This is a genomic window from Pseudomonas frederiksbergensis (assembly GCF_000802155.2).
Taxonomy (GTDB): domain Bacteria; phylum Pseudomonadota; class Gammaproteobacteria; order Pseudomonadales; family Pseudomonadaceae; genus Aquipseudomonas; species Aquipseudomonas frederiksbergensis_A.
Genome location: NZ_JQGJ02000003.1, coordinates 21,255 through 47,088 on the forward strand (window position 1 = coordinate 21,255; position 25,834 = coordinate 47,088).

At 60.5% G+C, this 25,834-nt stretch carries 21 protein-coding genes; 11 read left to right on the forward strand and 10 right to left on the reverse strand.

The window, feature by feature from the left end; translation table 11 throughout:
• Window positions 1-45: 45 nt before the first annotated feature.
• The 7 genes from JZ00_RS06125 to JZ00_RS06155 form a co-directional block, all read right to left on the reverse strand.
• Window positions 46-1,194: an iron-containing alcohol dehydrogenase gene (locus JZ00_RS06125; RefSeq protein WP_039590804.1), complete on the reverse strand. Its 1,149-nt coding sequence runs from the start codon at window positions 1,192-1,194 to the stop codon at window positions 46-48.
• Window positions 1,195-1,338: 144 nt separating this feature from the next.
• Window positions 1,339-2,163 (reverse strand): ABC transporter permease, encoded by an 825-nt coding sequence (locus JZ00_RS06130; RefSeq protein ID WP_039590802.1) that lies wholly within the window; start codon window positions 2,161-2,163, stop codon window positions 1,339-1,341.
• 12 nt (window positions 2,164-2,175) lie between these two features.
• Window positions 2,176-3,423, reverse strand: coding sequence for an ABC transporter permease (locus JZ00_RS06135; RefSeq protein ID WP_039590800.1), 1,248 nt, complete (start codon window positions 3,421-3,423; stop codon window positions 2,176-2,178).
• A gap of 238 nt (window positions 3,424-3,661) precedes the next feature.
• On the reverse strand, window positions 3,662-4,705 hold the full coding sequence (locus tag JZ00_RS06140) for an ABC transporter substrate-binding protein (RefSeq protein WP_003206153.1): 1,044 nt from the start codon (window positions 4,703-4,705) through the stop codon (window positions 3,662-3,664).
• A 50-nt stretch (window positions 4,706-4,755) separates the two neighbouring features.
• Window positions 4,756-5,880, reverse strand: a complete 1,125-nt coding sequence (locus JZ00_RS06145) for an ABC transporter ATP-binding protein (RefSeq protein WP_039590798.1) — start codon at window positions 5,878-5,880, stop codon at window positions 4,756-4,758.
• A 345-nt stretch (window positions 5,881-6,225) separates the two neighbouring features.
• Window positions 6,226-6,855 (reverse strand): response regulator, encoded by a 630-nt coding sequence (locus tag JZ00_RS06150; RefSeq protein ID WP_039590796.1) that lies wholly within the window; start codon window positions 6,853-6,855, stop codon window positions 6,226-6,228.
• A 59-nt stretch (window positions 6,856-6,914) separates the two neighbouring features.
• Complete coding sequence (locus tag JZ00_RS06155) at window positions 6,915-9,320, reverse strand: PAS domain-containing sensor histidine kinase (RefSeq protein ID WP_039590794.1); 2,406 nt, start codon at window positions 9,318-9,320, stop codon at window positions 6,915-6,917.
• A 74-nt stretch (window positions 9,321-9,394) separates the two neighbouring features.
• On the opposite strand from JZ00_RS06155, the gene JZ00_RS06160 reads away from it, so the two are divergent.
• Window positions 9,395-10,390, forward strand: coding sequence for an alpha/beta hydrolase family protein (locus JZ00_RS06160; RefSeq protein ID WP_039590792.1), 996 nt, complete (start codon window positions 9,395-9,397; stop codon window positions 10,388-10,390).
• 31 nt (window positions 10,391-10,421) lie between these two features.
• On the opposite strand, the gene JZ00_RS06165 is transcribed toward JZ00_RS06160, so the two are convergent.
• From JZ00_RS06165 to JZ00_RS06175, 3 genes are read right to left on the reverse strand one after another with little or no spacing between them, the layout of a single operon-like run.
• Window positions 10,422-11,189: a TerB family tellurite resistance protein gene (locus JZ00_RS06165; protein WP_039590791.1), complete on the reverse strand. Its 768-nt coding sequence runs from the start codon at window positions 11,187-11,189 to the stop codon at window positions 10,422-10,424.
• Window position 11,190: 1 nt separating this feature from the next.
• The gene (murU, locus tag JZ00_RS06170; RefSeq protein WP_039590790.1) at window positions 11,191-11,862 is read right to left on the reverse strand and encodes an N-acetylmuramate alpha-1-phosphate uridylyltransferase MurU; all 672 of its coding nucleotides are present in this window, start codon (window positions 11,860-11,862) and stop codon (window positions 11,191-11,193) included.
• Window positions 11,859-12,884 (reverse strand): aminoglycoside phosphotransferase family protein, encoded by a 1,026-nt coding sequence (locus tag JZ00_RS06175; RefSeq protein ID WP_039590788.1) that lies wholly within the window; start codon window positions 12,882-12,884, stop codon window positions 11,859-11,861. Before JZ00_RS06175 ends, murU begins: the two co-directional genes overlap by 4 nt.
• Window positions 12,885-13,014: 130 nt before the next feature.
• Here JZ00_RS06175 and JZ00_RS06180 point away from each other — a divergent pair, with 130 nt between their 5' ends.
• The 10 genes from JZ00_RS06180 to JZ00_RS06225 all read left to right on the forward strand — a co-directional run bounded on the left by JZ00_RS06180 (window position 13,015) and on the right by JZ00_RS06225 (window position 25,812).
• Window positions 13,015-15,813 carry an LPS-assembly protein LptD gene (locus JZ00_RS06180; RefSeq protein ID WP_039590786.1) on the forward strand — a complete coding sequence of 933 codons (2,799 nt, stop codon included), beginning with the start codon at window positions 13,015-13,017 and terminating at the stop codon, window positions 15,811-15,813.
• Window positions 15,794-17,110: a peptidylprolyl isomerase SurA gene (gene surA / locus JZ00_RS06185; RefSeq protein WP_039590785.1), complete on the forward strand. Its 1,317-nt coding sequence runs from the start codon at window positions 15,794-15,796 to the stop codon at window positions 17,108-17,110. Before JZ00_RS06180 ends, surA begins: the two co-directional genes overlap by 20 nt.
• Entirely contained in the window at window positions 17,107-18,096 is a 990-nt protein-coding gene (pdxA, locus tag JZ00_RS06190; RefSeq protein WP_039590783.1) for a 4-hydroxythreonine-4-phosphate dehydrogenase PdxA, read from the forward strand. The genes surA and pdxA overlap by 4 nt, the downstream gene beginning before the upstream one ends.
• Window positions 18,093-18,911: a 16S rRNA (adenine(1518)-N(6)/adenine(1519)-N(6))-dimethyltransferase RsmA gene (rsmA, locus tag JZ00_RS06195; RefSeq protein WP_039590781.1), complete on the forward strand. Its 819-nt coding sequence runs from the start codon at window positions 18,093-18,095 to the stop codon at window positions 18,909-18,911. Before pdxA ends, rsmA begins: the two co-directional genes overlap by 4 nt.
• A 108-nt stretch (window positions 18,912-19,019) precedes the next feature.
• Window positions 19,020-19,400 (forward strand): Co2+/Mg2+ efflux protein ApaG, encoded by a 381-nt coding sequence (gene apaG, locus JZ00_RS06200; RefSeq protein ID WP_039590780.1) that lies wholly within the window; start codon window positions 19,020-19,022, stop codon window positions 19,398-19,400.
• On the forward strand, window positions 19,400-20,275 hold the full coding sequence (locus JZ00_RS06205) for a symmetrical bis(5'-nucleosyl)-tetraphosphatase (RefSeq protein ID WP_039590778.1): 876 nt from the start codon (window positions 19,400-19,402) through the stop codon (window positions 20,273-20,275). Before apaG ends, JZ00_RS06205 begins: the two co-directional genes overlap by 1 nt.
• A gap of 33 nt (window positions 20,276-20,308) precedes the next feature.
• Window positions 20,309-20,638, forward strand: a complete 330-nt coding sequence (gene glpE / locus JZ00_RS06210; RefSeq protein ID WP_039590776.1) for a thiosulfate sulfurtransferase GlpE — start codon at window positions 20,309-20,311, stop codon at window positions 20,636-20,638.
• A gap of 300 nt (window positions 20,639-20,938) precedes the next feature.
• Window positions 20,939-22,861, forward strand: a complete 1,923-nt coding sequence (locus JZ00_RS06215) for a PrkA family serine protein kinase (RefSeq protein ID WP_030139230.1) — start codon at window positions 20,939-20,941, stop codon at window positions 22,859-22,861.
• A 117-nt stretch (window positions 22,862-22,978) separates the two neighbouring features.
• Window positions 22,979-24,250 (forward strand): YeaH/YhbH family protein, encoded by a 1,272-nt coding sequence (locus tag JZ00_RS06220; RefSeq protein WP_039590774.1) that lies wholly within the window; start codon window positions 22,979-22,981, stop codon window positions 24,248-24,250.
• On the forward strand, window positions 24,247-25,812 hold the full coding sequence (locus JZ00_RS06225; protein WP_039590772.1) for a SpoVR family protein: 1,566 nt from the start codon (window positions 24,247-24,249) through the stop codon (window positions 25,810-25,812). Before JZ00_RS06220 ends, JZ00_RS06225 begins: the two co-directional genes overlap by 4 nt.
• Window positions 25,813-25,834 lie beyond the last annotated feature (22 nt).

Consider the following 25,834-nt stretch of genomic DNA (forward strand, 5'->3'; position numbering starts at 1 on the left):
CGCATTGTATACCTCAAGATTTGGCGCGCCCACCGTGACAATCGATCAATACGCCGCACGGTAGATCTTCTCGATATCGGCGGCGCTCAGTTGGCGCGGGTTGTTGCGCATCAGCCGCTCGATCCCTGCGGCTTCCACCGCCATGGAGGGGATCACGTCCTCGGTCACGCCCAGTCCGCTCAGGCCCTGGGGAATCTGCACGGCGGCGCACAAGGCGACCATGGCCTCCACGGCTTCATCGGCCGCTTCGAGGTCACTCAGGTGGGCGGTCCTGAGGCCCATGGCCTCGGCAATGTCGCGCATGCGCTCGACGCAGGCCATCTTGTTCCAAGCCATCACATAAGGCAGCAACAAGGCATTGGCGACACCATGGGACACATGGAAGCGCCCGCCCAACGGATAGGCCAGCGCGTGCACCGCCCCGACCCCGGCATTACCAAAGGCCATGCCGGCCATCAGGCTGGCCGTGGCCATGTCTTCACGGGCCTGCAGATGGTTAGGATTGGCGTAGGCCTTGGGCAACGCGCGGGTGATCAGCTTGATTGCACCGATGGCCAGGGCGTCGGTGATCGGTGAAGCATTGAGGGACAGGTAGGCCTCGATGGCGTGCACCAGCGCATCCACGCCACTGGCAGCCGTTACGCCGCGTGGGCAGGTGAGCGTCATTTGCGGGCTGACCAGCGCCACGTCCGGCAACAGGTAATCGCTGACGATGCCTTTTTTCAGTTGCGCGGCCTTGTCGGAGAGAATGGCGACGTTGGTAACTTCCGACCCGGTACCGGCCGTGGTGGGAATGGCGATCATCGGCGGGCCTTTGCGCGGCACCTGGTCGACGCCGAACATATCCTGCAACTCGCCGTGGTATCCGGCATAGACGCCCACGCACTTGGCGATGTCGATGGCACTGCCGCCGCCCAGGCCAATCAGGCCGTCATGCCCACCGTCGCGGTAGGCTTGCATGCAGTCTTCGACGATGGCGATTTCCGGGTCGGGCATGACCCGGTCGAAGATCTCGTAGTCGCGCCCGCCCAGGTGCTGCAAGGCCAAGTCCACGGTGCCGGACTTGACCAGCGCCGCATCGGTCACGATCAACGGATTGTCGACATCCAGCCGCGTCAGCTCGGCCGCCAGTTGCTCGATGGCAGCAGCACCGGTGATCAATTTATGGGCGATCTTGAACGAGGAAAGACTCATTGTGCGCGGCCTCTTGTTCGAGAATGGGCTGGCACAAGGATAGCTCGGTATTGAGGGTTAGCTTGTCATTCAGCGCGTGAATGCGATGAAGGACCATCGTGGCAGCGAGCCTGCTCGCTGCCACGATGGTCCTTCAGCAAGCCGTCAGACTTGGGTAGTACGCAGCTTCTCGCTGCGCCCACGCAACCATTCCAATGTCAGCAACAGGATCACCGAGAAGGCAATCAGCAGCGTCGCCGCCGCTGCGATGGTGGGGCTGAGGTTTTCGCGGATGCCGCTGAACATCTGCCGTGGCAACGTGGCCTGCTCGGGACCGGCCAGGAACAAGGTCACCACCACCTCATCGAACGATGTCGCGAAGGCGAACAGCGCGCCGGAAATCACGCCAGGGGCGATCAGCGGCAGGGTCACCCGGCGAAACGCCGTCAATGGCGAGGCTCCGAGGCTGGCGGCGGCTCGAACCAGGTTGTGATTGAAGCCCTGCAAGGTCGCCGAAACCGTGATGATGACGAACGGTACGCCCAGTACCGCGTGGACCACGATCAGCGAGAAGAAACTGTTGCCCATTCCCAGTGGTGCGAAAAACAGGTAGCTGGCCACCCCGATGATCACGACCGGCACCACCATGGGCGAAATCACCAGGGCCATCACCAGCGCCTTGCCCGGGAAGTCGCCACGGGTCAGGCCAATGGCCGCCAGCGTGCCGAAGATCATCGCCAGCAACGTCGCCGCCGGGGCAACAATGATGCTGTTCTTCAAGGCCCGCATCCATTCCGCCGAAGCGAAGAAATCGTGGTACCACTGCAGCGAAAAACCTTGCAGCGGGTAGACCAGGAAGCTGCCGGAGTTGAACGACAACGGGATGATCACCAGCACCGGCAGGATCAGAAACAACAGGATCAGCCCGCAGAGAATGCGCAAGGTGTAGAACCACACCCGCTCGACGGGGGACATGTAAGGACTCAGCATTTCGATTTCCCCTTAGCTCAGACGCAGGCGACTGGCGCCCACCAACCAGCTGTAAATCAGATAAAGCACGATGGTCGCCAGCAAGAGCAGCCCGCCGAGCGCCGTGGCCATGCCCCAGTTGATGCTGGTGTTGGTGTAGAACGCGACGAAGTAGCTGACCATCTGGTCGTTCGGGCTGCCCAGCAGCGCCGGCGTGATGTAGTAGCCGATGGCAAGGATGAACACCAACAGGCAACCGGCGCCGACACCGGCATAGGTTTGTGGGAAGTACACCCGCCAGAAACTGGCGAACGGGTGGCAGCCCAGGGAAATTGCCGCTCGCATGTAGGTTGGCGAGATGCCCTTCATCACGCTGTAGATCGGCAGGATCATGAACGGCAGCAGGATGTGGACCATGGAGATGTACACGCCGACGCGGTTGAACACCAGCTCCAGGGGCTTATCGATGATGCCCATGGCCATCAAGGCGCTGTTGATCAAGCCACCCGATTGCAGCAACACGATCCACGCCGCCACCCGCACCAGGATCGAGGTCCAGAACGGCAACAACACCAGGATCATCAACAGGTTGCTTTGGCGCGATGGCAGATTCGCCAGCAGGTAGGCCAATGGATAGGCGAGCACCAGGCAGATTGCGGTGATCACCAGGCCCATCCAGAAGGTACGGGTGAAGATATCGAGGTAGATCGCCTGGTCAGGGGTGGCCGGGGCCAGTTCGCCGAGGTCATCGATGCGGTGATCGACAGCCGCCAGCAAGTAATACGGGGTAACGTCGCTGGTGTTGCGGCGGATCACCTGCCAGTACGCCGGGTCACCCCAACGCTCATCGAGGTTCTCCAATGCTTCTTTATAAGAGGTCGGCTCGGTGGCAAACGGCAACGCCCGAGCGGTCTTGGTCAGCAGGCTGCGATAGCCGGCCAGCTCCATGTTCAGGCGCTTGGACAAGTCGCCCAGGGTCTGATTCTTGCGGGCTTCGGCCAGGTCTTCACTGGCAGCCTTGTACACCGGCTCGCCCGGCAAACCGCGTCCGTCCCACGCTGCGACGGCGGCGACGGTGCGCGGCATGGCGCCCACCACTTCCGGGTTGCTGACGCTTTTGAACAGCAGCGCGACGATGGGCACCAGGAACACCAGCAACAAAAACAGCACCAACGGCGCGATCAGGGCCTGGGCCTTCCAGCGGTTGACCCGCTCTGCGCGCTTGAGCCGCTGCTTGAGGGTGGGGCTGGTGCCCGCGTTCAGTGGAACGGCGATGGCCATGGCGAACTCCGCAAATCTTTTATCGTTACAGGGGCGGCGGGCCGCCTCTGTTCTTTTGAAACCGCAACCTGTGGGAACGAGTCATTGTGGCGAGCGAGCTTGCTCGCGCTGGGCCGGCCCGACGCCTCGGGCGAAGCGGCCCCAAAATTTTGTCGGCAACATCAATTTTGTGAGTGCTGCGCACTCAAGCGGGAGAATCTCCCTCGCCACAAAAGCCCGTTCAGCCGGGATGCTTCAGTTACTTCGCAGCCCAGGAATTGAAGCGCTGCTCAAGTTGCTCGCCGTTGTCAGCCCAGAAGCTGACGTCGATCTGCACCTGGTTGGCGATGTTTTCCGGGGTGGTCGGCATGTCCTTCAGGACATCCTTGGCCAGCAACGGCACTGCCTGGGTGTTGGCCGGGCCGTAGGCGATGTTTTCCGAGTAGGTCTTCTGCTGCTGCGGCGCCACCGAGAAGGCGATGAACTTCTTCGCCGCTTCGGCGCGGGTCTTGTCCAGGCCGCGTGGAATGGCCCATGCATCGAAGTCGTAGATGCCGCCGTTCCACACCACTTTCAGGTTGCTTTCTTTTTGTACCGCAGCGATCCGGCCGTTGTAGGCCGAGCTCATGACCACGTCGCCGGAAGCCAGGTATTGCGGCGGTTGGGCGCCAGCTTCCCACCATTGGATGTTCGGCTTGAGTTCGTCGAGCTTCTTGAACGCGCGATCCTGGCCATCCTTGCCGGCCAGCACTTTGTAGACGTCTTTCGGCGCTACGCCGTCAGCCATCAGGGCGAATTCCAAGGTGTACTTGGCGCCCTTGCGCAGGCCGCGCTTGCCTGGGAATTGCTTGGTGTCCCAGAAGTCCGCCCAACTGGTCGGCGCGGTCTTGAGTTTGTCGGCGTTGTAGGCCAACACGGTCGACCACACGAAGAAACCTACGCCGCAAGGCTGGATGGCGCCCTTGACGTAGTCTTCGGCTTTGCCGAACAGGGCCGGATCCAGCTGTTCGAACATGTCTTCGTCGCAACCACGGGACAATTCCGGGGATTCGACTTCAACCAGGTCCCAGGAAACGCTCTTGGTGTCGACCATGGCCTTGACCTTGGCCATTTCGCCGTTGTATTCGCCGGCCACGATCTTGCCGTTGCCGGCCGCTTCCCACGGTGCGTAGAAGGCTTTGACCTGGGCCGCCTTGTTCGCCCCGCCGAAAGACACCACGGTCAGGTCCGGGCCCGCCGCCATCGCGCTTGCCGCACCCATCATGCCCAGTGTCAGGGCTGTGAACTTCAGGGATCTCAACATTTATTGTTCTCTCCACGTGCAGGGTTGGTGTTGGTTACAGCAGGGGGCGATCAATTCGCCTCTAGAAGGGGATCGAGCGCACGCACATGCTCGACTTGCCAGCCAAGCGGAACCACGTCCCCAACGGCCAGCCCGGGATCGAGCTCGGCAATCGGTTGTTTCACGAAGAAGTCGTTCTTGCCGCAGACTTCCAGGCGAACCCGGACGTGGTCGCCCAGATAGATGAATTCCGCCACCCTCCCTGAGAAGCGGTTGACACATTGTTCACTGGAACCGTTGAGGCTGACCCGCTCCGGCCGGATCGACAGCGTGACCGGCTCGCCCGGCTTGCCGACATTGACGGCCAGGGCCTCGACTTTTTCGCCACGCCCCAGTTCCACCAGGCAGCGATCACCGGTCTGGCTGTGCAGGCGCCCGTTGAGGCGGTTGTTTTCACCGATGAAGTTGGCGACGAAGGTGTTCTTCGGTTCTTCGTACAAGGTACGCGGAGGAGCGATCTGCTGGATCTCGCCTTGGTGGAACACGGCAACGCGGTCGGACATGGTCAAGGCTTCGCCCTGGTCGTGGGTCACGTAGACGACGGTCACGCCGAGGCGCTGGTGCAGGTGCTTGATTTCCATCTGCATGTGTTCGCGCAGTTGTTTGTCCAGTGCGCCGAGGGGTTCGTCCATCAACACGAGTTGCGGCTCGAACACCAACGCCCGCGCCAGGGCAACCCGCTGCTGCTGGCCACCGGACAATTGTGCCGGGTAGCGTTGTGCGAAGGTTTCCAACTGGACCATGCTCAGGACACGCTTGACCCGATCACCTACGTCGCTCTTGTTCAGGCCGCGCACGGTCAGCGGGAAGGCCAGGTTCTCGGCGACGGTCATGTGCGGGAACAAGGCGTAGTTCTGGAAGACCATGCCGATGTCGCGCTTGTGCGGCGGCACGTTATTGATCGAGCGGCCGGCCAATTGGATCTCGCCGGCGGTCGGGGTCTCGAAACCGGCGAGCATCATCAGGCTGGTGGTCTTGCCGGAGCCGGAAGGCCCGAGCAGGGTCAGGAACTCGCCTTTGCGAATGTCCAGGTTGAGGTCCTTGACGATCAGGTTCTCGCCGTCGTAGCTCTTTTGAACACCACGAAAGCTGACCAGCACATCACTGGTCCCCGCGCTTGAATCGACCTGGCTCATACCCGCACCTTTTGTATTGATGACTGCTTGTGAGTCCAAGCCTAGTGGAGCCCGGGACCCACGCAAATCGGGGCGCAGGAGAGAATCGCCTCAGCCGGGTGGAAGAGCCGGGGTAGGGATTGCCCTACAAGGATGGCGGGATTGGATAAATGCAGTTGCGCACTTCAAGCGGCAAGCTGCAAGTTGGGGGCAAATGCGGTAGTGAGGCGTGTCGTAAATGGATATGCCGACACGAAACCCTGTGGGAACGAGCTTGCTCGCGATGGCGGCGTGTCGGCGACATCGGTACTGATGGTGTGACGCTTTCGCGAGCAAGTTCGCTCCCACAGGAGACGGTGGTGAACGTCAGAGCAACTTGTGTTCCATCGCATACTTCACCAATTCGGCCAGCGAGGTGATGTTGAGCTTTTGCATCAACCGCGCCTTATGGGTACTGATGGTCTTGCTGCTCAGGGCTAATTGCTGGGCGATGTCATTGACGTTGGCGCCTTGCGCGAGGCGCTCGAAGACCGAGAATTCGCGCTCCGATAACAGCGAGTGCAGCGGCCGCGTATCGGTCAGGCCCACTTCGAAGACCATGCGGTCGGCCAGGTCCGGATCAATATATCGACCACCGGCCGCGACCTTGCGAATCGCCATGAGCAGCAAGGCTGGATCGCTGTCCTTGGTGGCGTAGCCGGCGGCACCGACCTTCAGGGCGCGAGCGGCCATTTGCGCCTCGTCATGCATCGACAGCACCAGGATGGCCGGCGGATTGCTCAGTGCCCGGATCCGCGGGATCGCCTCCAGGCCGTTGACGCCTGGCATGGAAATATCCAGCAGCACCACTTCGCACGGCACGTGTCGCAAGGTCTCGAGCAATTGCTCACCATTGCTCGCCTCCCCCACCACCACCAGATCCTTGGCCAGGCCGATCAATTGCTTGATACCTTCACGGACGATGGTGTGGTCTTCGGCTACCAGTACACGGATCACGGTTCTTCTCCAGATTTGGAATCATCGCGAGCAAGCTCGCCACACAGGGTTCGTGCACATCAATCGAGTTGCGGCTTGTCCAGCGGTACCCACACGGCAAGGGAAGTCCCCTCGCCCGGTTCACTTTCCAGGGTCAACCGCCCCCCCATGATCAACACTCGCTCACGCATGCCGACCAGGCCGAAGGATGTCGGCCGCCCGGTATCAGCAATAAATCCTACACCGTCGTCGCTGACTGTCAGACACAACTGGTCGCCTTCCTGAGTCAGCGTCAGTTCCACAGTATGCGCCTGGGCATGGCGCATCACATTGGTCAGGGCTTCCTGGAGAATCCGGAACAGGCCGATGGCCTTGGCGTCGCTCAATGGCGGCAAGTTGTCAGGAACCTGCACCAGACAGGGAATCTGCGTGCGCGCCTCGAAGCGCCGGGCCTGCCATTCAATGGCCGAGGCGATACCGGCATCGAGAATCGGCGGGCGCAAAGCCGTCGCCACGTCCCGCACCAACTGGAACAATTGGGCGATCAGGCGTTTCATGCTGTTGAGCCGCTCTTGCAGGCCGGGGTCCAGCTGGGCGTAGGCCAGTTCGCACATGGATGTCTCCAGCTTCAGCACCGTCAGCATCTGACCCAGCTCATCGTGAACTTCCCGGGCGATGCGCGCTTTTTCCTCCTCCCGCACGCTTTCCAGGTGCGCCGACAATTCACGCAACTGCTCTCGGGAGCTGGCCAGCTCCAGTTCGATGCGCTTGCTTTCGGTGATGTCCCAGACGATTCCGTCCCAGACGTAGGCGCCATCCTCGAGACGGCGCGTGATTGCCTTGATCTCGGCCCAGCGCTGCTGACCGTCGCGGGTGAGGATGCGGCCTTGCCATGACCAGTCGCTGTCACTGTCCAGCGCCTGGTCCTGGGTGCGGTGATAATCGGCCTTGTCCTCCGGGTGCACCAGGCTGCGCAGCCCGGTATCGCTGCGGGCCAGGGTCGCCGGAGAGTAGCCCACCAGACTTTCGCTGCCTTCGCTGATGTAGGCAAAATCGATCTGCCCAGTCACCGGCGCCCGCTCCAGGCGAAAGACCAACCCCGGCACGTTGGCGGCGATGCCTTGCAGCCGCGCCTCGCTTTCGCGCAAAGCCGCCAATGCGCGTCGCCGCTCGGTCACGTCGTTGAGGTAGACGACCAGGTATTCGGCATCACGAAACCGCAAGAAGCTCAGGGAAACGTCGGCCGGCAGGATACTGCCATCGGCTCGCACGCATTCGGTCTCGAAACTCTGTGGTCCGTCTTCACTGGCGCGGGCGCGTTTCCACAAATTCAACCAGCGGTCCATGTGCAAACCCGGCTCGAAATCGATAAGCGGCCGGTCGATGATCGCGCCTGAAGCGTAGCCCAACATGGTTTCAGCGGCGCGGTTGGCGTAGCGCACATGACTGTCCCAGTTGACCCAGAGGATGCCGACCGTGCTCTGGTCAATGGAAAACTGTGTCAAGCGCAAGGCTTCTTCGCTGGCGGTACGCTGGGCAATGTCCTCGCGCGCGGTACGCAAGCGGCGCTCCAGTGCGCGTTGCTGGCGGCGTTGCCAAAACACGATGGCCACGCTGGCGAGCAACAGCGCCAGCAACAGCAAGGTCAGGTTCTGCCAGAAACCCGGGGTTTCGGTCAGGCGCGGGTATTTCGGCTTGAGCCAACGACTGTGCAACTGTTCCAGCTCCTTGGCCGGGATGGCCTGCAGGGCACTGTCGATAATTTCGGACAACTGGAGCCAGTCCCGGCGCGTGGCGACCCGTAGCAACTGTGGTGAACCAATATCGCCCACTACCGCCAGCTCGGAGAATTCGGGTTCGACCATCAACCGTCCAAGCTGCGCCTCATCGACCACCGCGTATCGGGCCTGCTGGGTCAGCAACAATTGCAGCGCCTCGCGCTCCATCGGCACGCCTTGCAGGTTCAGCGCCGGATAATTGCCGCGCAGATAATCGGCCGTGGCGCTGGGCATGCGCACCGCAACGCGGACCTGGCCGTCGAGCTTCTCCAACTCCACGCCCTCAGCGCCCTTCTGCGCGCCGACGATCAATTGCGGCACGCGCATGTAAGGATCGGAAAACTGCCAGAGCCTGAGCCCGACCGGAGTCTGGGTCAGGCCGGGAGCAACATCGATTTCGCCGTCGCGCACCGCTGCTTCCAGTTGCGCGACGTCTTGGAAATTGCGCCACGTCAGATCGACGCCCAACGCCTTGCCCAGCCATTGCATCAACTCGACGTTGGTGCCGGACAACCGCTGCAAACGCCGGTCGTACTGCGCAAAAGGCGCCTGCAATACCAGGCCGACCCGCAGCGGCTGATGTTGTGCCAACCATTGGCGCTGCTCTGCGCTCAATTGCACGCCATGGGTCTGCGGCGCGGGCGCAGCCCATGTCATCAAGGGAAGCCATAAACAGCCGATAACCCACAGGCAGCAAAAACGCATCATCGAAGTCTCATGCACTGACAAATACTGACCAACCCATTAGGCTGCCGGAAATACTTCTGGTCATGGAATATCCGATGCCCTCTGTTTATCGCCTGGCGTTGCCAGCATTGTGCCTGTCGCTGATCCTGCCGAGTGCATTTTCTGCACAGGCTGGCGAAACGGCGCCCGCCGCCGCGGAGCAAGCCGCCGGGGACAAACCGGTCGAACGCCAGCCCTTGCTCGAGCGTAGCCAGGAAGAGGCCGCGGCGCTCGTACGAAAAGTGCCCGCTCAGGAACAGCAACAGCTACAAACCGGCAGCGATGCTTTTCTAGCGCTGTGGAAGCCCGCCAATACCAGCGAGCCCAAGGGCGCAGTCATCATAATCCCCGGTGCGGGTGAAACCGCTGACTGGCCTCAAGCCGTCGGCCCCCTGCGCAAGAAACTGCCTGATGCCGAATGGAGCAGCCTGAGTATCACGCTACCGGACCTGCAAAGCGACGTCATCGCTCCGCGCACCGTGGAAACTCCTCCCGAGACCAAGCCCGCGGATGTCGCTGCTGCGGCACCAGACACCACGACTGCGGCGCCGATCGAGCAAGTGACCGGGGGCGAAGCCGAGGCGGCGGATGCGGTCATCGCTGAAACCGGCGAAGAACATGCCAAGGCCGATGCCGAGCGCATTTTCGCCCGCATCGACGCGGCCCTGGCCTACGCCGAACAGCAGAGCGCCCGCAGCATTGTGCTGCTGGGCCATGGCACGGGCGCCTATTGGGCAGCGCGCTACCTTAGCGAAAAGCAGCCTTCGCAGATCGAGCGCTTCGTGATGGTCGCAGCCCAGGCCCCGGTCACCGCCAAACCTGGCCTGGCAGAGCTGACGCCAACCCTGAAGCTGGCAACCGCCGATATTTTCTATATGGACAAGCCGCTGGACCGCAACGCGGCGCTGGAACGCCTGCAAGCGAGCAAACGCTTGAAAGGTTCGACCTTCAGCCAGGTTGCCCTCAAGGCCCTGCCGAACCGGTCGGCGGAACAAGAGCAACTGTTCCGTCGGATTCGGGGTTGGTTGAATCCTCAGAATCCGGGGGAGTGAGACTAAGCTCACTCGACCCAGGTGCCGCGAACTAGCGGAAATCCCTTCGCTCGCGAATCAAGCGATAGGCATTGTGCAGGTCCCGGGTCTTATCGGTGGCCTCGCGAACCTGTGAAGGCGTGGCTCCGCTGCCGGCGATCTTGTCCGGGTGATGCCGGCTGAGCAAGCGGCGGTAGGCCCGCTTGATTTGCGGCGGTTCACTGGTGCCCGAAACACCCAGCAATCGCAATGCCTCCTGATAAGTCATGCCACTCGTGGGTTGCGACAGTTTCTGCGGTTCGTAGTCCATCGCCAGCGCCTGGACCTGCTGCGGCGTCCAGCCGAGCCACTTTCCCCATTGGACAAGCAGCTCGCGCTCGCTGGCGCCGGCGCGGCCATCGGCCCAGACCATCCGCCAGCAGGCGCGTAGCACGCCTTCAGCCGCATGGGGTTGGGTGGCGAGGCGACGCAGATAACCGCGCAGGCGATCATGCTCGGACTTGCCCCGGTTGAACGCCGCGATGGCACGACGTTGCGCCGGCTCGCTCAAATCAAGCGCGCGCATTTCCTGGCGAGCCTGCTGGATATGGCCGTCAACAACGCGGCCATCGCTTTTCGCCAAGCGTCCGAGCAACACAAACAACAACTCATCGTTGCGCAACGCCGGGCGGCCGCCCAGGCGTTCACGCACTTGTGCCCAACTGTGCACGTTCAGGCGCCTGTCCAGCGCCTGCCCCAGCAACGCGCCAAGCATGGCCCCCGGGATGCTGGCTATGGCAAAGCCTGCTCCCGCTCCGATCAGAGTCCCTGGCCACCACATATCAACGGCTCGCTTCTATCAATTTTTCAACCTGTGCCAAACGTTCAAGTGTCCCAACATCGACCCAATGCCCTTGCAAGCGCTCACCGCTGGCCTGACCTTGGTCCATGGCCTTGCGCAGCAACGGTGCGAGCTTGAACGCGCCGTCCACGCAGCCGTCGAACAATCGCGGATGCAGGACGGCAATGCCGCTATAGGTCAGTTTGTCGGCCGTCGGCGCGCCTTCATGAACCTTTCCGTCGGTCAGGACGAAATCGCCGCCTGGGTGGTGTTCAGGATTGTCCACCAGCACCAGATGAACCACGCCCTCGAGCGAACGGTGCAAGCTGCGGAAATCGAAGTCAGTCCATATGTCGCCATTGACCACGAGGAACGGCTCATCGCCCAGTAGCGGCAGGGCCCGGAAAATCCCCCCGCCGGTTTCCAGCGGCTCGCCTTCCGGCGAATAGATAATGCGCACGCCGAACCGCGAGCCGTCCCCCAGGTAATCTTCGATCTGCTGCCCGAGCCAGGCGTGATTGATGACAATCTCGTCAAACCCGCCGGCGACCAATGCCAGCAGGTGATATTCGATCAAGGGAGTGCCGGCGACACGGATCAATGGCTTGGGCGTGGTGAGCGTCAACGGTCGCATGCGCTCGCCCTTGCCCGCCGCCAGGATCATGGCCTTCATGCGCTTGCTCCGGCCGATGGGCGCAGGCTGCGAAGCAGTTCGTCCAGCGGTGCGAGCTCAGGGCGGCGGGCAATCACCGCTTCTATATAGTCGAAGAAGCGCGGCACATCGCCCAAGTAGCGCGGCTTGCCGTCGCGATGGCAGATGCGCGCGAAGATCCCGATCACCTTGAGATGGCGCTGCACGCCCATCAAGTCGCTGGCTCGCAGGAAATCTTCGAAGTCCGGCTGCACGGGAATGCCAAGTGCGACGGCCTGCTGCCAGTAATCCTCCAACCAACCGCGCACCCGCGCCTCGGGCCAACTGAGGAAGGCGTCCTTGAACAGGCACGTCACATCGTAGGTCACCGGTCCATAGACCGCATCCTGGAAATCCAGCACGCCTGGATTGGGTTCGCTGAGCATGAGGTTGCGCGGCATGTAGTCGCGGTGCACCAGCACTTTCGGCTGGGCCAGGGCGCTGCTGATCAACAGCTCTGAAGCCTGCTGCCAAAGCTGCTGCCGGGTCGCATCGAACTCGACGCCCAATTCGCGCTTGACGTACCACTCCGGGAACAACTCCAACTCACGACGCAGCAACGGGATGTCATAACTGGGCAGCGGTGCGACCATTGGCAGTTGTTGAAAAGCCAACAGCGCTTGCAAGGCATCGCGGAATAAATCGTCGGCGTTTTCGCCGTTGATCACATCCAGGTAGGTCTGGTTGCCCAGGTCATTGAGCAAAAGAAAACCGCGATCGAGGTCCTCGGCATAAATTTTTGGCACGTTGATGCCGGATTTCGCCAACAAAAACGCGATATCCACGAAGGGTTTGCAGTTTTCCTGGGGCGGCGGGGCATCCATCACGATCAGGCTATGGCCCTCGCCTTCCCAGCGGAAATACCGCCGGAAACTCGCGTCACTGCTGGCGGCGGTCAACGTGGCCGGGGGTACGGCGCCCCAGCCCTGTTGAGTGAAAAGAATCGGTAGCTGCTCATCGAGCCAAACTTTCAGGTGTTGCAAGCGTACATCTTGGTCAGGCATTGCAAGGGTCTCCGACGGCGCTAGCCGTCAAGCGGGTCATGCTTTATTATCCAGCATCTTTTTCAGACCATCGAGAGGCGTGCGGCCCACACCGCGGGCAGATGGCACGCAGGAAGCCCGGACTAATAAGATGGCATTGAAATCCCCCGCGTTTCGTAAAAAATTTCCGTTGCTGGTCACCGGCAGTCTGCTGGCCCTGCAACCCCTGGCCTCTTCATTCGTCGTTGCGGCGCAGCAGTATGACTGTTCCGTCTCCGCTTCGGGTGCCTGGGACTGTTCACCCAAGACACCGGCCGCAGCTTTGCCGCCACGTCCCGTGCATGAAGGCAGCGCGGTTGCCGACAGTGGCAGCGCTCCGGCCGACAGCGATTCGGGCGAGGTAGCCGGCGACAAGCCGATGCTCGTCACCGAAGCCAAGGGCCGCGGCCTGAAGACGCGCAGTGAAGACTACAGCCACCTCGACTGGGTTCCTCGCGAGAATCTCACGCCTGCTCAACTGGCCGAGACCGGCCCGTACTGCGCTGGCGCGTACATCGAGCCGTCGCGCCCGGGCATGAACGACAAGACCGCCAAGAGCGATGCCCCGACCTTCCTCGGTGCCAAGGCTTCGCGCTACGAGCAGGAGCAACAGGTGGCGACCCTGGCCGGTGACGTTGTCATGCGCCAGGGCAGCATGCAGGTCGAGGCCGACGAGGCCAGCCTGTACCAGGCCGAGAACCGCGGCGAGCTGAGCGGCAACGTGCGCGTTCGCGACAACGGCGCGCTGATCGTCGGCGACCATGCCGATGTACAGCTGGATACCGGCGAAGCCAAGGTCGACAACGCCGAATACGTGATGCACAAGTCGCGCATCCGCGGTAATGCGCTGTATGCCAAGCGCGCCGAGAACGCGATCATCCGCCTCAAGGACGGTACGTACACCACGTGCGAACCGGGCAGCAACGCCTGGACACTCAAGGGCAACAACATCACCTTGAACCCGGCCACCGGCTTCGGCACCGCGACCAACGTGACACTGCGGGTCAAGGACATTCCGGTCCTGTACACGCCCTATATCTACTTCCCGATCGATGACCGTCGCCAGTCCGGCTTCCTGCCGCCGACCATCGGCAGCGGCAGCGATACCGGCTTCCTGCTGGTTACCCCGTACTACTTCAACCTGGCGCCGAACTACGACGCCACGTTGTACCCGCGCTACATGAGCAAGCGCGGCATGTTGATGGAAGGCGAATTCCGCTACCTGACCAAGTCCAGCGAAGGTCAGTTCGGCGCTGCATACCTCAACGATGAAGACGATGAGCGTAGTGGCCAGACCGACTACGACAAGACTCGCTACATGTACAACTGGCAGCACAAGGGCGGCCTGGATTCGCGTGTATTCACAGAAGTCGACTACACCAAGATCAGCGATCCGTACTATTTCCAGGATTTGCAGACCGACCAGATCGGCGTCGAATCGCGGGACTATGTGAACCAGCAAGGCGCGGTCAGCTATCGAGGCGATACCTATACCGCGCGGCTGAATGTCCAGGCCACACAGATGGCCACTATCTCGAACATCACGCCTTATGATCGCTTGCCGCAGATCACCTTCAATGGTGCGTTGCCGCAGCATCCGGGCGGTCTGGATTTCGCCTACAAGACTGAGTTCGTGCGCTTCGATCGTGATCTGCGGACCGGTAATTACGTCGATGAAAACGGGGTACCCGACCCATTCCTTGACACTAACGTCAGAGGATTGGCCCGTGCTACTGGCGACAGGATGAATCTGGCACCTGTGGTCAGCCTGCCGATGAACGCAAGTTATGGCTTCATCAAGCCATCGCTCAAGTATCAGTACACTCAGTACGATCTGGACCTCGACAGCAGAGGCAAAGCCGACATTGCCGCCCAGGGCCCAGAGGGCGATCGCCTCAACGGTACGTATAGCAGCAGCCAGAACCGTGGCGTTCCAATCGCCAGCATCGACAGCGGTCTTTACTTTGACCGTGACACCCAGTGGTTCGGCAAGAACTACCGCCAGACCCTGGAGCCGCGCCTGTTCTACCTCTACGTGCCGGATGAAGACCAGAGCGACATTCCGGTCTTTGACACCAGCGAATATACCTTCAGCTATGCATCGCTGTTCCGTGACAACCGATTCTCGGGTTCCGACCGCGTAGGGGACGAGAACAAGCTGTCCCTGGGCGTCACGAGCCGCTGGATCGAAGAAAACGGCTTCGAGCGTCAACGCATCAGTGTTGGCCAAGCCCTCTACTTCAAGGATCGCGAGGTCCAGTTGCCAGGCATTGATGCCCGAACTCGGGACGATGCCCATTCCGACGTTTCGCCATATGCGCTGGAATATGAATATCGCTGGAATCGCGACTGGCGCACCACGGCCGAATATAACTGGGACCCAGACACCCACAGCCCTCGCTCCGGCAGCGCAATGTTCCACTACCAGCCGGAGGACAACCCGAACAAGGTTATCAACGCCGGTTATCGCTATCGCAACGACCAGATCCGGTACGACGAGAACACTGGCCAATGGCAAGTCGGCGGCGGCGACTACGGCACTCCCGGTTCGCCTGGCTACGTGAAGGACTACTACAAGATCAAACAGCACGACTTCTCGGTCATCTGGCCGATCGTGCCGCAGTGGAACGCAATCAGCCGCTGGCAGTATGACTACAACCGCAACCGTACTCTGGAAGCCTTCGGTGGTTTCGAATACGACAACTGCTGCTGGAAACTGCGCCTGATAAACCGTTACTGGGTCGACTATGAAGAATTCAGTCAAGCCGCCCCGGAAAACGAAAAAGGCGACCACGGCGTCTTCCTCCAAATTGTTCTGAAGGGACTCGGCGGCCTCACCGGCGCCAAGGTAGAGAGCTTCCTCGACAAAGGCATTCAAGGTTATCGTGAACGTGAAGACCAAGCTTTCTGATTGTCTGCGCCCGCTGATGCTGGGCGCATTGTTCCTGGGTACCGCGGCCAACGCCGCGGTACAGTCCATCGACAAGGTCGTGGCCATCGTCGATAACGACGTGGTCATGCAAAGCCAACTGGACCAGCGCGTCCAAGAAGTGCAGCAAACCATTGCCAAGCGTGGCGGCGGCTTGCCACCACCGGGCGTGCTGGACCAACAAGTGCTCGAGCGCCTGATCGTCGAAAACCTGCAGTTGCAGATTGGCGAACGTTCCGGCATCCGCATCACTGATGAAGAACTGAACCAGGCCGTCGGCACCATTGCCCAGCGCAACAACATGACCATCGATCAGTTCCGCGCCGCCCTGGCTCGCGACGGCCTGTCCTTTGACGACGCCCGCGACCAGATCCGCCGCGAGATGGTCATCAGCCGGGTACGTCAGCGTCGCGTGGCCGAACGCATCCAGGTGTCCGAGCAGGAAGTGAAGAATTTCCTCGCCTCAGACCTGGGCAAGATGCAACTGTCTGAAGAACTGCACTTGGCGAACATCCTGATTCCTACCCCCGAAAGCGCCAACTCCGAAGCGATTCAGAGTGCTTATCGCCAGGCCATGGATGTTTACCAGCAGCTCAAGCAAGGCGCTGACTTCGGCCAAATGGCGGTAGCGCGTTCGGGCAGTGAAAACGCCCTGGAAGGCGGCGACATGGGCTGGCGTAAAGCCGCTCAACTGCCACCACCGTTCGACCGTGAGCTCAGTGCCATGGCCGTCGGCGACATTACCCAGCCTGCCCGCACCCCTGGCGGCTTCATCATCCTGAAGTTGCTGGAGAAACGCGGTGGCGGTACCCAGGTGCGCGATGAAGTCCATGTTCGCCATATCCTGATCAAACCGAGTGAAATCCGCAGCGAAGCCGAGACCAAGCGCCTGGCCGAGAAACTCTACGAGCGGATCACCTCTGGCGAAGACTTCGCCGAGCTGGCCAAGAGCTTCTCGGAAGACCCTGGGTCGGCCCTCAATGGTGGCGACCTGAACTGGGTCGATCCGAATGCGCTGGTTCCCGAGTTCCGCCAGGTCATGGCCGAGACCCCACAGGGTCAACTGTCCAAGCCGTTCAAGAGCCCTTATGGCTGGCACGTACTGGAAGTCCTTGGCCGTCGCGCCACTGACAGCACCACCCAGGCGCGCGAACAGCAGGCGATGACGGTATTGCGTAACCGCAAGTACGACGAAGAGCTGCAAACCTGGCTACGCCAGATTCGCGACGAAGCCTACGTCGAGATCAAACTCCCTGGTGCAGACCAGGCAGCGCAGTGAAACCCAAGCGTTTCGCGCTGACCCCCGGCGAGCCTGCCGGCATCGGTCCCGACCTGTGCCTGCTGCTCGCCTCGCAAGCCCAGCCGCACCCCCTGATTGCCATCACCAGCCGCGACCTGCTCCTCGAGCGGGCCGCGCAGCTGGGGGTGGACGTCAATCTGCGTCCGGTCACACCAGACGCCTGGCCTGATGCCCCGGCACCCGCGGGCAGCCTGTATGTCTGGGATACACCGCTGGGCGCCCCGGTTGTTACGGGCCAACTGGATACCGCCAACGCTGCTTTTGTCCTGGAAACCCTGACCCGCGCCGGCCAAGGCTGCCTGGACGGGGCTTTCGCCGGCATGATCACCGCGCCGGTACACAAGGGCGTCATCAATGAATCCGGCATTCCGTTTTCCGGACACACGGAATTCCTGGCCGACCTGACGCAAACCGCGCAAGTCGTGATGATGCTCGCCACCCGCGGCCTGCGCGTGGCCCTGGTCACCACTCACCTGCCCCTGCGGGACATCACCGACGCTATTACCCCGGAACGCATCGAGCGAGTCGCGCGGATATTGCACACCGACCTTCAGAACAAATTCGGCATCGCCCGGCCACGTATCCTGGTGTGCGGGCTGAACCCTCATGCAGGGGAAGGCGGACACCTGGGCCGTGAAGAAATCGACATCATCGAACCCACATTGGAGCGCTTGCGCAGCGAGGGCATGGACCTGCGTGGCCCGCTACCTGCCGACACTCTATTTACCCCCAAATATCTGGAGCACTGCGATGCGGTGCTGGCGATGTACCACGACCAGGGCCTGCCCGTGTTGAAGTACAAAGGCTTCGGCGCAGCGGTGAACGTGACCCTGGGCTTGCCGATCATCCGCACCTCCGTGGACCACGGCACTGCCCTGGACCTGGCTGGCAGCGGCAAGATCGACACCGGCAGCCTGCAAGTCGCATTGGAAACCGCGTACCAGATGGCCGAGACTCATATATGACCGAGCAATACCAACACCGCGCGCGCAAGCGCTTCGGCCAGAATTTCCTGCATGATGCCGGCGTGATCGACCGCATCCTGCGCTCAATCAATGCCAAGCCCGATGATCGCTTGTTGGAAATCGGTCCGGGCCAGGGCGCACTGACGCAGGGTCTGCTCAGTAGCGGCGCGCAACTCGACGTGGTGGAACTGGACAAGGACCTGGTCCCGATTCTGAATCAGCAGTTTGCAGGAAAAAGCAATTTCAACCTGCATCAAGGCGATGCGCTGAAATTCGATTTCAACAGCCTGGGTGCCGCGCCGGGCAGCCTTCGTGTAGTGGGCAACCTGCCCTATAACATCTCGACGCCACTGATTTTCCACCTGCTGAACAATGCCGGCCTCATCCGCGACATGCACTTCATGCTGCAAAAGGAAGTGGTCGAGCGCCTCGCCGCGGGTCCTGGCGGCGGTGATTGGGGTCGCTTGTCGATCATGGTCCAGTACCATTGCCGGGTCGATCATCTGTTTAACGTGGGTCCGGGCGCATTCAACCCTCCCCCCAAAGTCGATTCCGCAATCGTCCGCCTTGTACCGCACGCGGTCCTGCCGCACCCCGCCAGGGATCACAGACTGCTGGAGCGCGTGGTACGCGAAGCATTCAACCAGCGTCGCAAAACCCTGCGCAACACCTTGAAACTATTGCTCGGCAGCGCTGAAATCGAAGCCGCCGGCGTCGACGGCAGCCTGCGCCCCGAGCAATTGGACCTGGCGGCCTTTGTGCGCCTGGCCGACAAGCTCAGCGAACAGGTCACGCCAAACGACAACGCCCCCTGACACGCGACGATCCTTATCGGGCAGTACGCCAGTCTGGTTTACTACCCGATACTTGGCCTAGACTGACTCCCTCAGTGACTCCCGCGTCCCGCTTCCAAGGCCTTTTGCATGTCCGATCCTCGTTACCAGGTCGACGTCAGCGTCGCCACCCGCTTTCTCGCTGAACAGTCGCAACCCGAGCACAACCGCTTCGCCTTCGCCTACACCATTACCGTGCGCAACAACGGCTCGCTGCCAGCCAGGTTGCTGTCCCGGCATTGGGTCATCACCGACGGCGACGGCCATGTCGAAGAGGTGCGGGGCGAAGGAGTGGTTGGCCAGCAGCCGCTGATCGATGCAGGCAAGAGCCACAGCTACAGCAGCGGGACGGTGATGACGACCAAGGTCGGCACCATGCAAGGCACTTACCAGATGCTTGCCGAAGACGGTAAGCGCTTCGATGCGATCATCAAGCCTTTCCGCCTCGCGGTGCCTGGAGCGCTGCACTGATGGCCACGTATGCGGTGGGCGACCTGCAGGGCTGCCTGGACCCGCTCAAATGCCTGCTGGAACAGGTAGCGTTCGACCCATGCAAAGACACGTTGTGGCTGGTGGGCGACCTGGTCAACCGGGGTCCGCAATCGCTGGAAACCCTTCGTTTCCTCTACGGCATCCGCGATTCGTTGGTGTGCGTGCTTGGCAATCACGATTTGCACCTGCTGGCCGCCTGGCAAAACATCGAACGCCTGAAAAAGTCCGATACCTTGGGCGAGATCCTGGGCGCGCCTGATTGCGTCGAACTGCTCGAATGGTTGCGCCAGCAAAAACTCATGCATTACGACGAGGCGCGACATCTTGCGCTGGTACATGCCGGCATCCCGCCCCAATGGTCCCTGCGCAGGGCGCTAAAATGCGCGGGCGAAGTGGAGCAGGCATTGCGCGACGATAACCTGTTCGCTCCCTACCTGGACGGCATGTACGGCAACGAACCCGTCAAATGGGACAACGACCTCACCGGAACGGCCCGCCTTCGGGTGATCACCAACTATTTCACCCGCATGCGTTTCTGCACCCGCGACGGCAAGCTCGACCTCAAGGGCAAGGAAGGCATCGAGACCGCCCCGCCCGGCTACGCGCCCTGGTTCAAGCACAAGGAGCGCAAGACCCGCGACCTGAAGATCATTTTCGGGCACTGGGCGGCCCTTGAGGGAAAAACTGGCGAAGCCGGGGTCATTGCCCTCGATACCGGCTGCGTCTGGGGTAGCGCGATGACACTGATGAACGTCGACACCGGCGAGTTGCTGCGCTGCGATTGCGACGAGAAAGGCCACGCCAAGCCCCATCAACCGACTACTGAATCAATGCCAGCCAGCACCGCCGTTTGAACGGCGCCACGCTTGAGGCCAGAGGAGTCTTTCATGACCGAATTCAAACGTATCCCTCCCGAAGCGGCCCACGCACTGCTCAAGAAAGGGGCTGTCGTCGTCGATGTGCGCGACCCGGCGACTTTCGCAGCTATGCATATCAGCGGCTCCAAGCATCTGGATAACCATTCCCTCCACGCTTTCATCCAGGGCGCTGATCTCGATGCGCCTACCGTCGTGGTCTGCTATCACGGCAACTCCAGCCAGAGCGCGGCGGCTTACCTGGTCAGCCAGGGCTTCAGCGACGTCTACAGCCTGGACGGCGGTTTCGAGCTATGGCGGACGGTTTATCCTAATGAAACAGAGCAAGCCACCCAGGAATAATTTTTTATGACGCCCAAGCCCGCGAGAACCGCGGGCTTGCGCGATGGCAGACGAACGGTCTGCCACAACTAATTACGTATTCAACCTTTACCTCTCGGATTCCGAACTATCCTTAGCCTCAGGCCATCCAAAACAGGGGAGAGCCGGTACACCGGCGCGCGGATCATCGGTAGTCAGCTTTCAGGAGCCCACATTCTTGAAAGCATTCTGGGGGGTAAAACGGCAACTGGGTTCCCAGCGGCTGTCCAGCATCGACTGATTGATCCGACACCGGCTCCACGTATCGAGCGAGGTGACGTCATGAGTATTTTTAGCCACTTCCAGCAACGTTTCGAGTCCACGCGGCAAGAGGAGTACTCGCTGCAGGAATACCTCGAACTCTGCAAGCAAGACCGCAGTGCCTATGCATCGGCCGCGGAGCGCCTGTTGCTGGCAATCGGAGAACCGGAACTGCTGGATACCTCGACCAACTCGAGGCTCTCGCGAATTTTTTCCAACAAAGTGATCCGGCGCTACCCGGCCTTTGCGGACTTCCACGGGATGGAGGAATGCATCGAACAGATCGTGTCTTATTTCCGCCATGCTGCCCAAGGCCTGGAAGAGAAAAAGCAGATTCTCTATCTGCTCGGCCCCGTTGGTGGTGGTAAATCGTCCCTGGCCGAAAAACTCAAGCAACTGATCGAAAAAGTCCCCTTCTACGCCATCAAGGGTTCTCCGGTTTTCGAATCGCCCCTGGGGCTGTTCAACGCGACCGAGGACGGCGCGATCCTCGAAGAAGACTTCGGGATCCCGCGCCGTTACCTCAATACCATCATGTCGCCATGGGCCACCAAGCGCCTGGCGGAGTTCGGCGGCGACATCAGCCAGTTCCGCGTGGTCAAGCTCTACCCTTCGATCCTCAACCAGATCGCAGTGGCCAAGACCGAACCGGGCGACGAAAACAACCAGGACATCTCGGCCCTCGTGGGCAAGGTCGATATTCGCAAACTGGAGGAATTCCCACAGAACGACGCCGACGCTTATAGCTATTCGGGTGCACTGTGCCGGGCCAACCAGGGCCTGATGGAATTCGTCGAGATGTTCAAGGCGCCGATCAAGGTACTCCACCCATTGCTGACCGCCACCCAGGAAGGTAACTACAACAGTACCGAGGGGCTGGGGGCGATTCCGTTCAGCGGCATCCTGCTGGCGCACTCCAACGAGTCGGAATGGCATACCTTCCGCAACAACAAGAACAACGAAGCCTTCATCGACCGGATCTACATCGTCAAGGTGCCTTACTGCCTGCGGGTCACCGACGAGGTGAAGATCTACGACAAACTGTTGTTCAACAGCTCGCTGTCCAAGGCCCATTGCGCGCCCGACACGCTGAAGATGCTTGCCCAGTTCACCGTGTTGTCGCGCCTGAAGGAGCCGGAAAACTCCAACATCTATTCGAAGATGCGGGTGTACGACGGCGAAAACCTCAAGGACACCGATCCGAAGGCCAAGTCTATCCAGGAATACCGCGACAACGCGGGCGTGGACGAAGGCATGAATGGCTTGTCCACCCGTTTCGCGTTCAAGATCCTGTCCAAGGTCTTCAACTTCGACCCCCACGAAATCGCCGCCAACCCGGTCCACTTGTTGTATGTGCTCGAGCAACAGATCGAGCAGGAGCAGTTCCAGGCAGAGACCCGCGAGCGCTACCTGCGCTTCCTCAAGGAATACCTGGCGCCACGCTATATCGAGTTCATCGGCAAGGAGATCCAGACCGCATACCTGGAATCCTATAGCGAATACGGCCAGAACATTTTCGACCGCTACGTGCTGTACGCGGACTTCTGGATTCAGGACCAGGAATATCGAGATCCGGAAACGGGCGAGATCCTCAATCGCGTAGCGCTCAACGAGGAACTGGAAAAGATCGAAAAACCAGCGGGTATCAGCAATCCGAAGGACTTCCGCAACGAGATCGTCAACTTCGTGCTGCGCGCCCGGGCCAACAACAACGGCAAGAATCCTACCTGGCTCAGCTATGAGAAGCTGCGGGTGGTCATCGAGAAGAAAATGTTCTCCAACACCGAGGACCTGCTGCCTGTCATCAGCTTCAACGCCAAGGCCAGCAAGGAGGACCAGCAAAAACACAACGACTTCGTTACGCGCATGGTCGAACGTGGCTATACCGACAAACAGGTACGACTGCTCTCCGAGTGGTATCTGCGGGTCCGTAAATCACAATAGCCAGCTACAAGCCGCAAGCGACAAGCTGCAAGAAGAAGTTGCGTGACCCTACAGCTGGGTAACTGCTTTTTACTTGCAGCTTGCAGCTCACAACTTGAAGCTGCCCGGAGGGCCCCCATGAGCTATGTGATCGACCGACGCCTGAATGGCAAGAACAAGAGCACGGTAAACCGCCAGCGTTTCTTGCGGCGCTACCGTGACCACATCAAGAAGGCCGTCGAGGAGGCGGTCAGCCGTCGTTCCATTACGGACATGGAACATGGCGAGCAGATCAGCATCCCCGGCCGCGACATCGACGAGCCGGTGCTTCACCATGGTCGCGGCGGCAAGCAGACCGTCGTGCACCCCGGGAACAAGGAATTCACCAGCGGCGAACATATCCCACGCCCACCGGGTGGGGGCGGCGGCAAGGGCCCCGGCAAGGCCGGCAATTCCGGCGAGGGGATGGACGAGTTCGTCTTCCAGATCACCCAGGAAGAGTTCCTCGAATTCATGTTCGAGGACCTGGAGCTACCGAACCTGGTCAAACGCAACCTGACCGGCACCGACACCTTCAAGACCGTGCGCGCCGGTATCAGCAACGAAGGTAATCCTGCGCGTATCAATATCATCCGCACCCTTCGCTCAGCCCATGCGCGTCGCATCGCCCTTTCGGGCAGCAGCCGGGCGAAACTGCGCGAGGCCAAAGAAGCGCTGGCTCGCCTCAAGCAGGAAGAACCGGATAACTTCGGGGATATCCAGGCGCTGGAAGCAGAGATCGAGCGCCTCAGCGCACGCATCCATCGCGTGCCCTTCCTCGACACCTTCGACCTCAAGTACAACCTCCTGGTCAAACAGCCGAATCCCAGCTCGAAAGCCGTCATGTTCTGCCTGATGGACGTCTCCGGCTCCATGACCCAGGCAACCAAGGACATTGCCAAGCGGTTCTTCATCCTGCTGTACCTGTTCCTCAAGAGGAACTACGACAAGATCGATGTGGTGTTCATCCGGCACCACACCAGCGCCAGGGAAGTCGACGAAGAAGAGTTTTTCTATTCTCGGGAGACCGGCGGCACCATCGTTTCCAGTGCCCTGAAGCTGATGCAGGAGATCATGGCCGAACGCTACCCAGCCAACGAATGGAATATTTATGCGGCCCAGGCGTCCGACGGCGACAACTGGAACGACGACTCGCCGATTTGCCGGGACATCCTGATCAACCAGATCATGCCGTTCGTCCAGTACTACACGTACGTCGAGATTACGCCGCGCGAACATCAAGCGCTGTGGTATGAATACGAACGCATCGCCGAAGCGTTTTCCGACACGTTCGCCCAGCAGCAACTGGTCTCGGCCGGGGATATCTACCCGGTCTTCCGTGAACTCTTCCAGCGCAGGTTAGTGACATGACCGCCAAAAAAGAGCAGAAACGCCAGCCCATATCCACCGGCTCCGAATGGACATTCGAGCTGATACAGGCCTACGACCGCGAGATCAGCCGTATCGCGGATCGCTATGCCCTGGACACTTACCCCAACCAGATCGAAGTGATCACCGCTGAGCAAATGATGGACGCCTACGCGTCCGTCGGGATGCCGCTGGGTTACCACCACTGGTCGTACGGCAAGCATTTTCTCAGTACCGAGAAATCCTACAGTCGCGGCCAGATGGGGCTGGCCTATGAAATCGTGATCAACTCCGACCCGTGCATCGCCTACCTGATGGAAGAAAACACCATCTGCATGCAGGCGTTGGTAGTGGCGCATGCCTGTTATGGCCATAACAGCTTCTTCAAGGGCAACTATCTGTTCCGCACGTGGACCGATGCCAGCTCGATCATCGATTACCTTGTATTCGCCAAGCAGTACATCATGCAGTGCGAAGAGCGCCATGGTATCGATGCGGTGGAGGATCTCCTCGACTCTTGCCACGCCTTGATGAACTACGGCGTGGACCGCTACAAGCGGCCCTATCCTATCTCCGCCGAAGAAGAACGTCGGCGGCAGAAGGATCGGGAGGAGCATCTGCAGAAGCAGATCAATGACTTGTGGCGCACCATTCCCAAAGGCGCCGACAAGTACAACGAGAAGGACAACGCGCGCTTCCCTGCCGAGCCCCAGGAAAACATTCTCTACTTCATCGAAAAACATGCGCCGCTGCTGGAGCCGTGGCAGCGGGAAATCGTGCGTATCGTGCGCAAGATCGCCCAGTATTTCTATCCGCAACGCCAGACCCAGGTGATGAACGAGGGATGGGCAACGTTCTGGCACTACACCTTGATGAACGATCTGTACGATGAGGGCCTGGTCACGGACGGCTTCATGATGGAGTTCCTGACGTCCCACACCAGCGTAGTGTTCCAGCCCGGCTTTGACAGCCCCTACTACAGCGGTATCAATCCCTATGCCCTGGGCTTTGCCATGTACCGTGACATCCGGCGCATGTGCGAAAACCCCACCGAGGAAGATCGCCGCTGGTTCCCGGAAATCGCCGGTTCGGACTGGCTGTCGACAATAAAATTCGCGATGAGCAGCTTCAAGGATGAGAGTTTTATTCTGCAATACCTGTCGCCTAAGGTGATCCGCGACCTCAAGCTGTTCAGCATCCTCGACGACGACCAGAAAGACGATCTGCTGGTGCCCGCCATCCATGACGAGGGCGGTTATCGCATCATCCGGGAAACCCTGGCGGCGCAATACAACCTGGGTAATCGCGAGCCCAACGTGCAGATCTACAGCATCGATCGCCGCGGGGATCGCTCCCTGACCCTGCGTCATCAGCAGCACAACCGCAAACCGCTAGGCGAATCGACGGATGAGGTACTCAAGCACCTGCACCGCCTGTGGGGGTTCGACATTCATCTGGAAACCCTGCAAGGCGACCAGATAATGAAAACCCATCATGTACCCCCACGGACCGAACAAGCCGAAGGCGATTATGGACGCCTGGATCTGGCCGTCATTCACCTTTGATCACGCTTTCGCCTCCGGACGT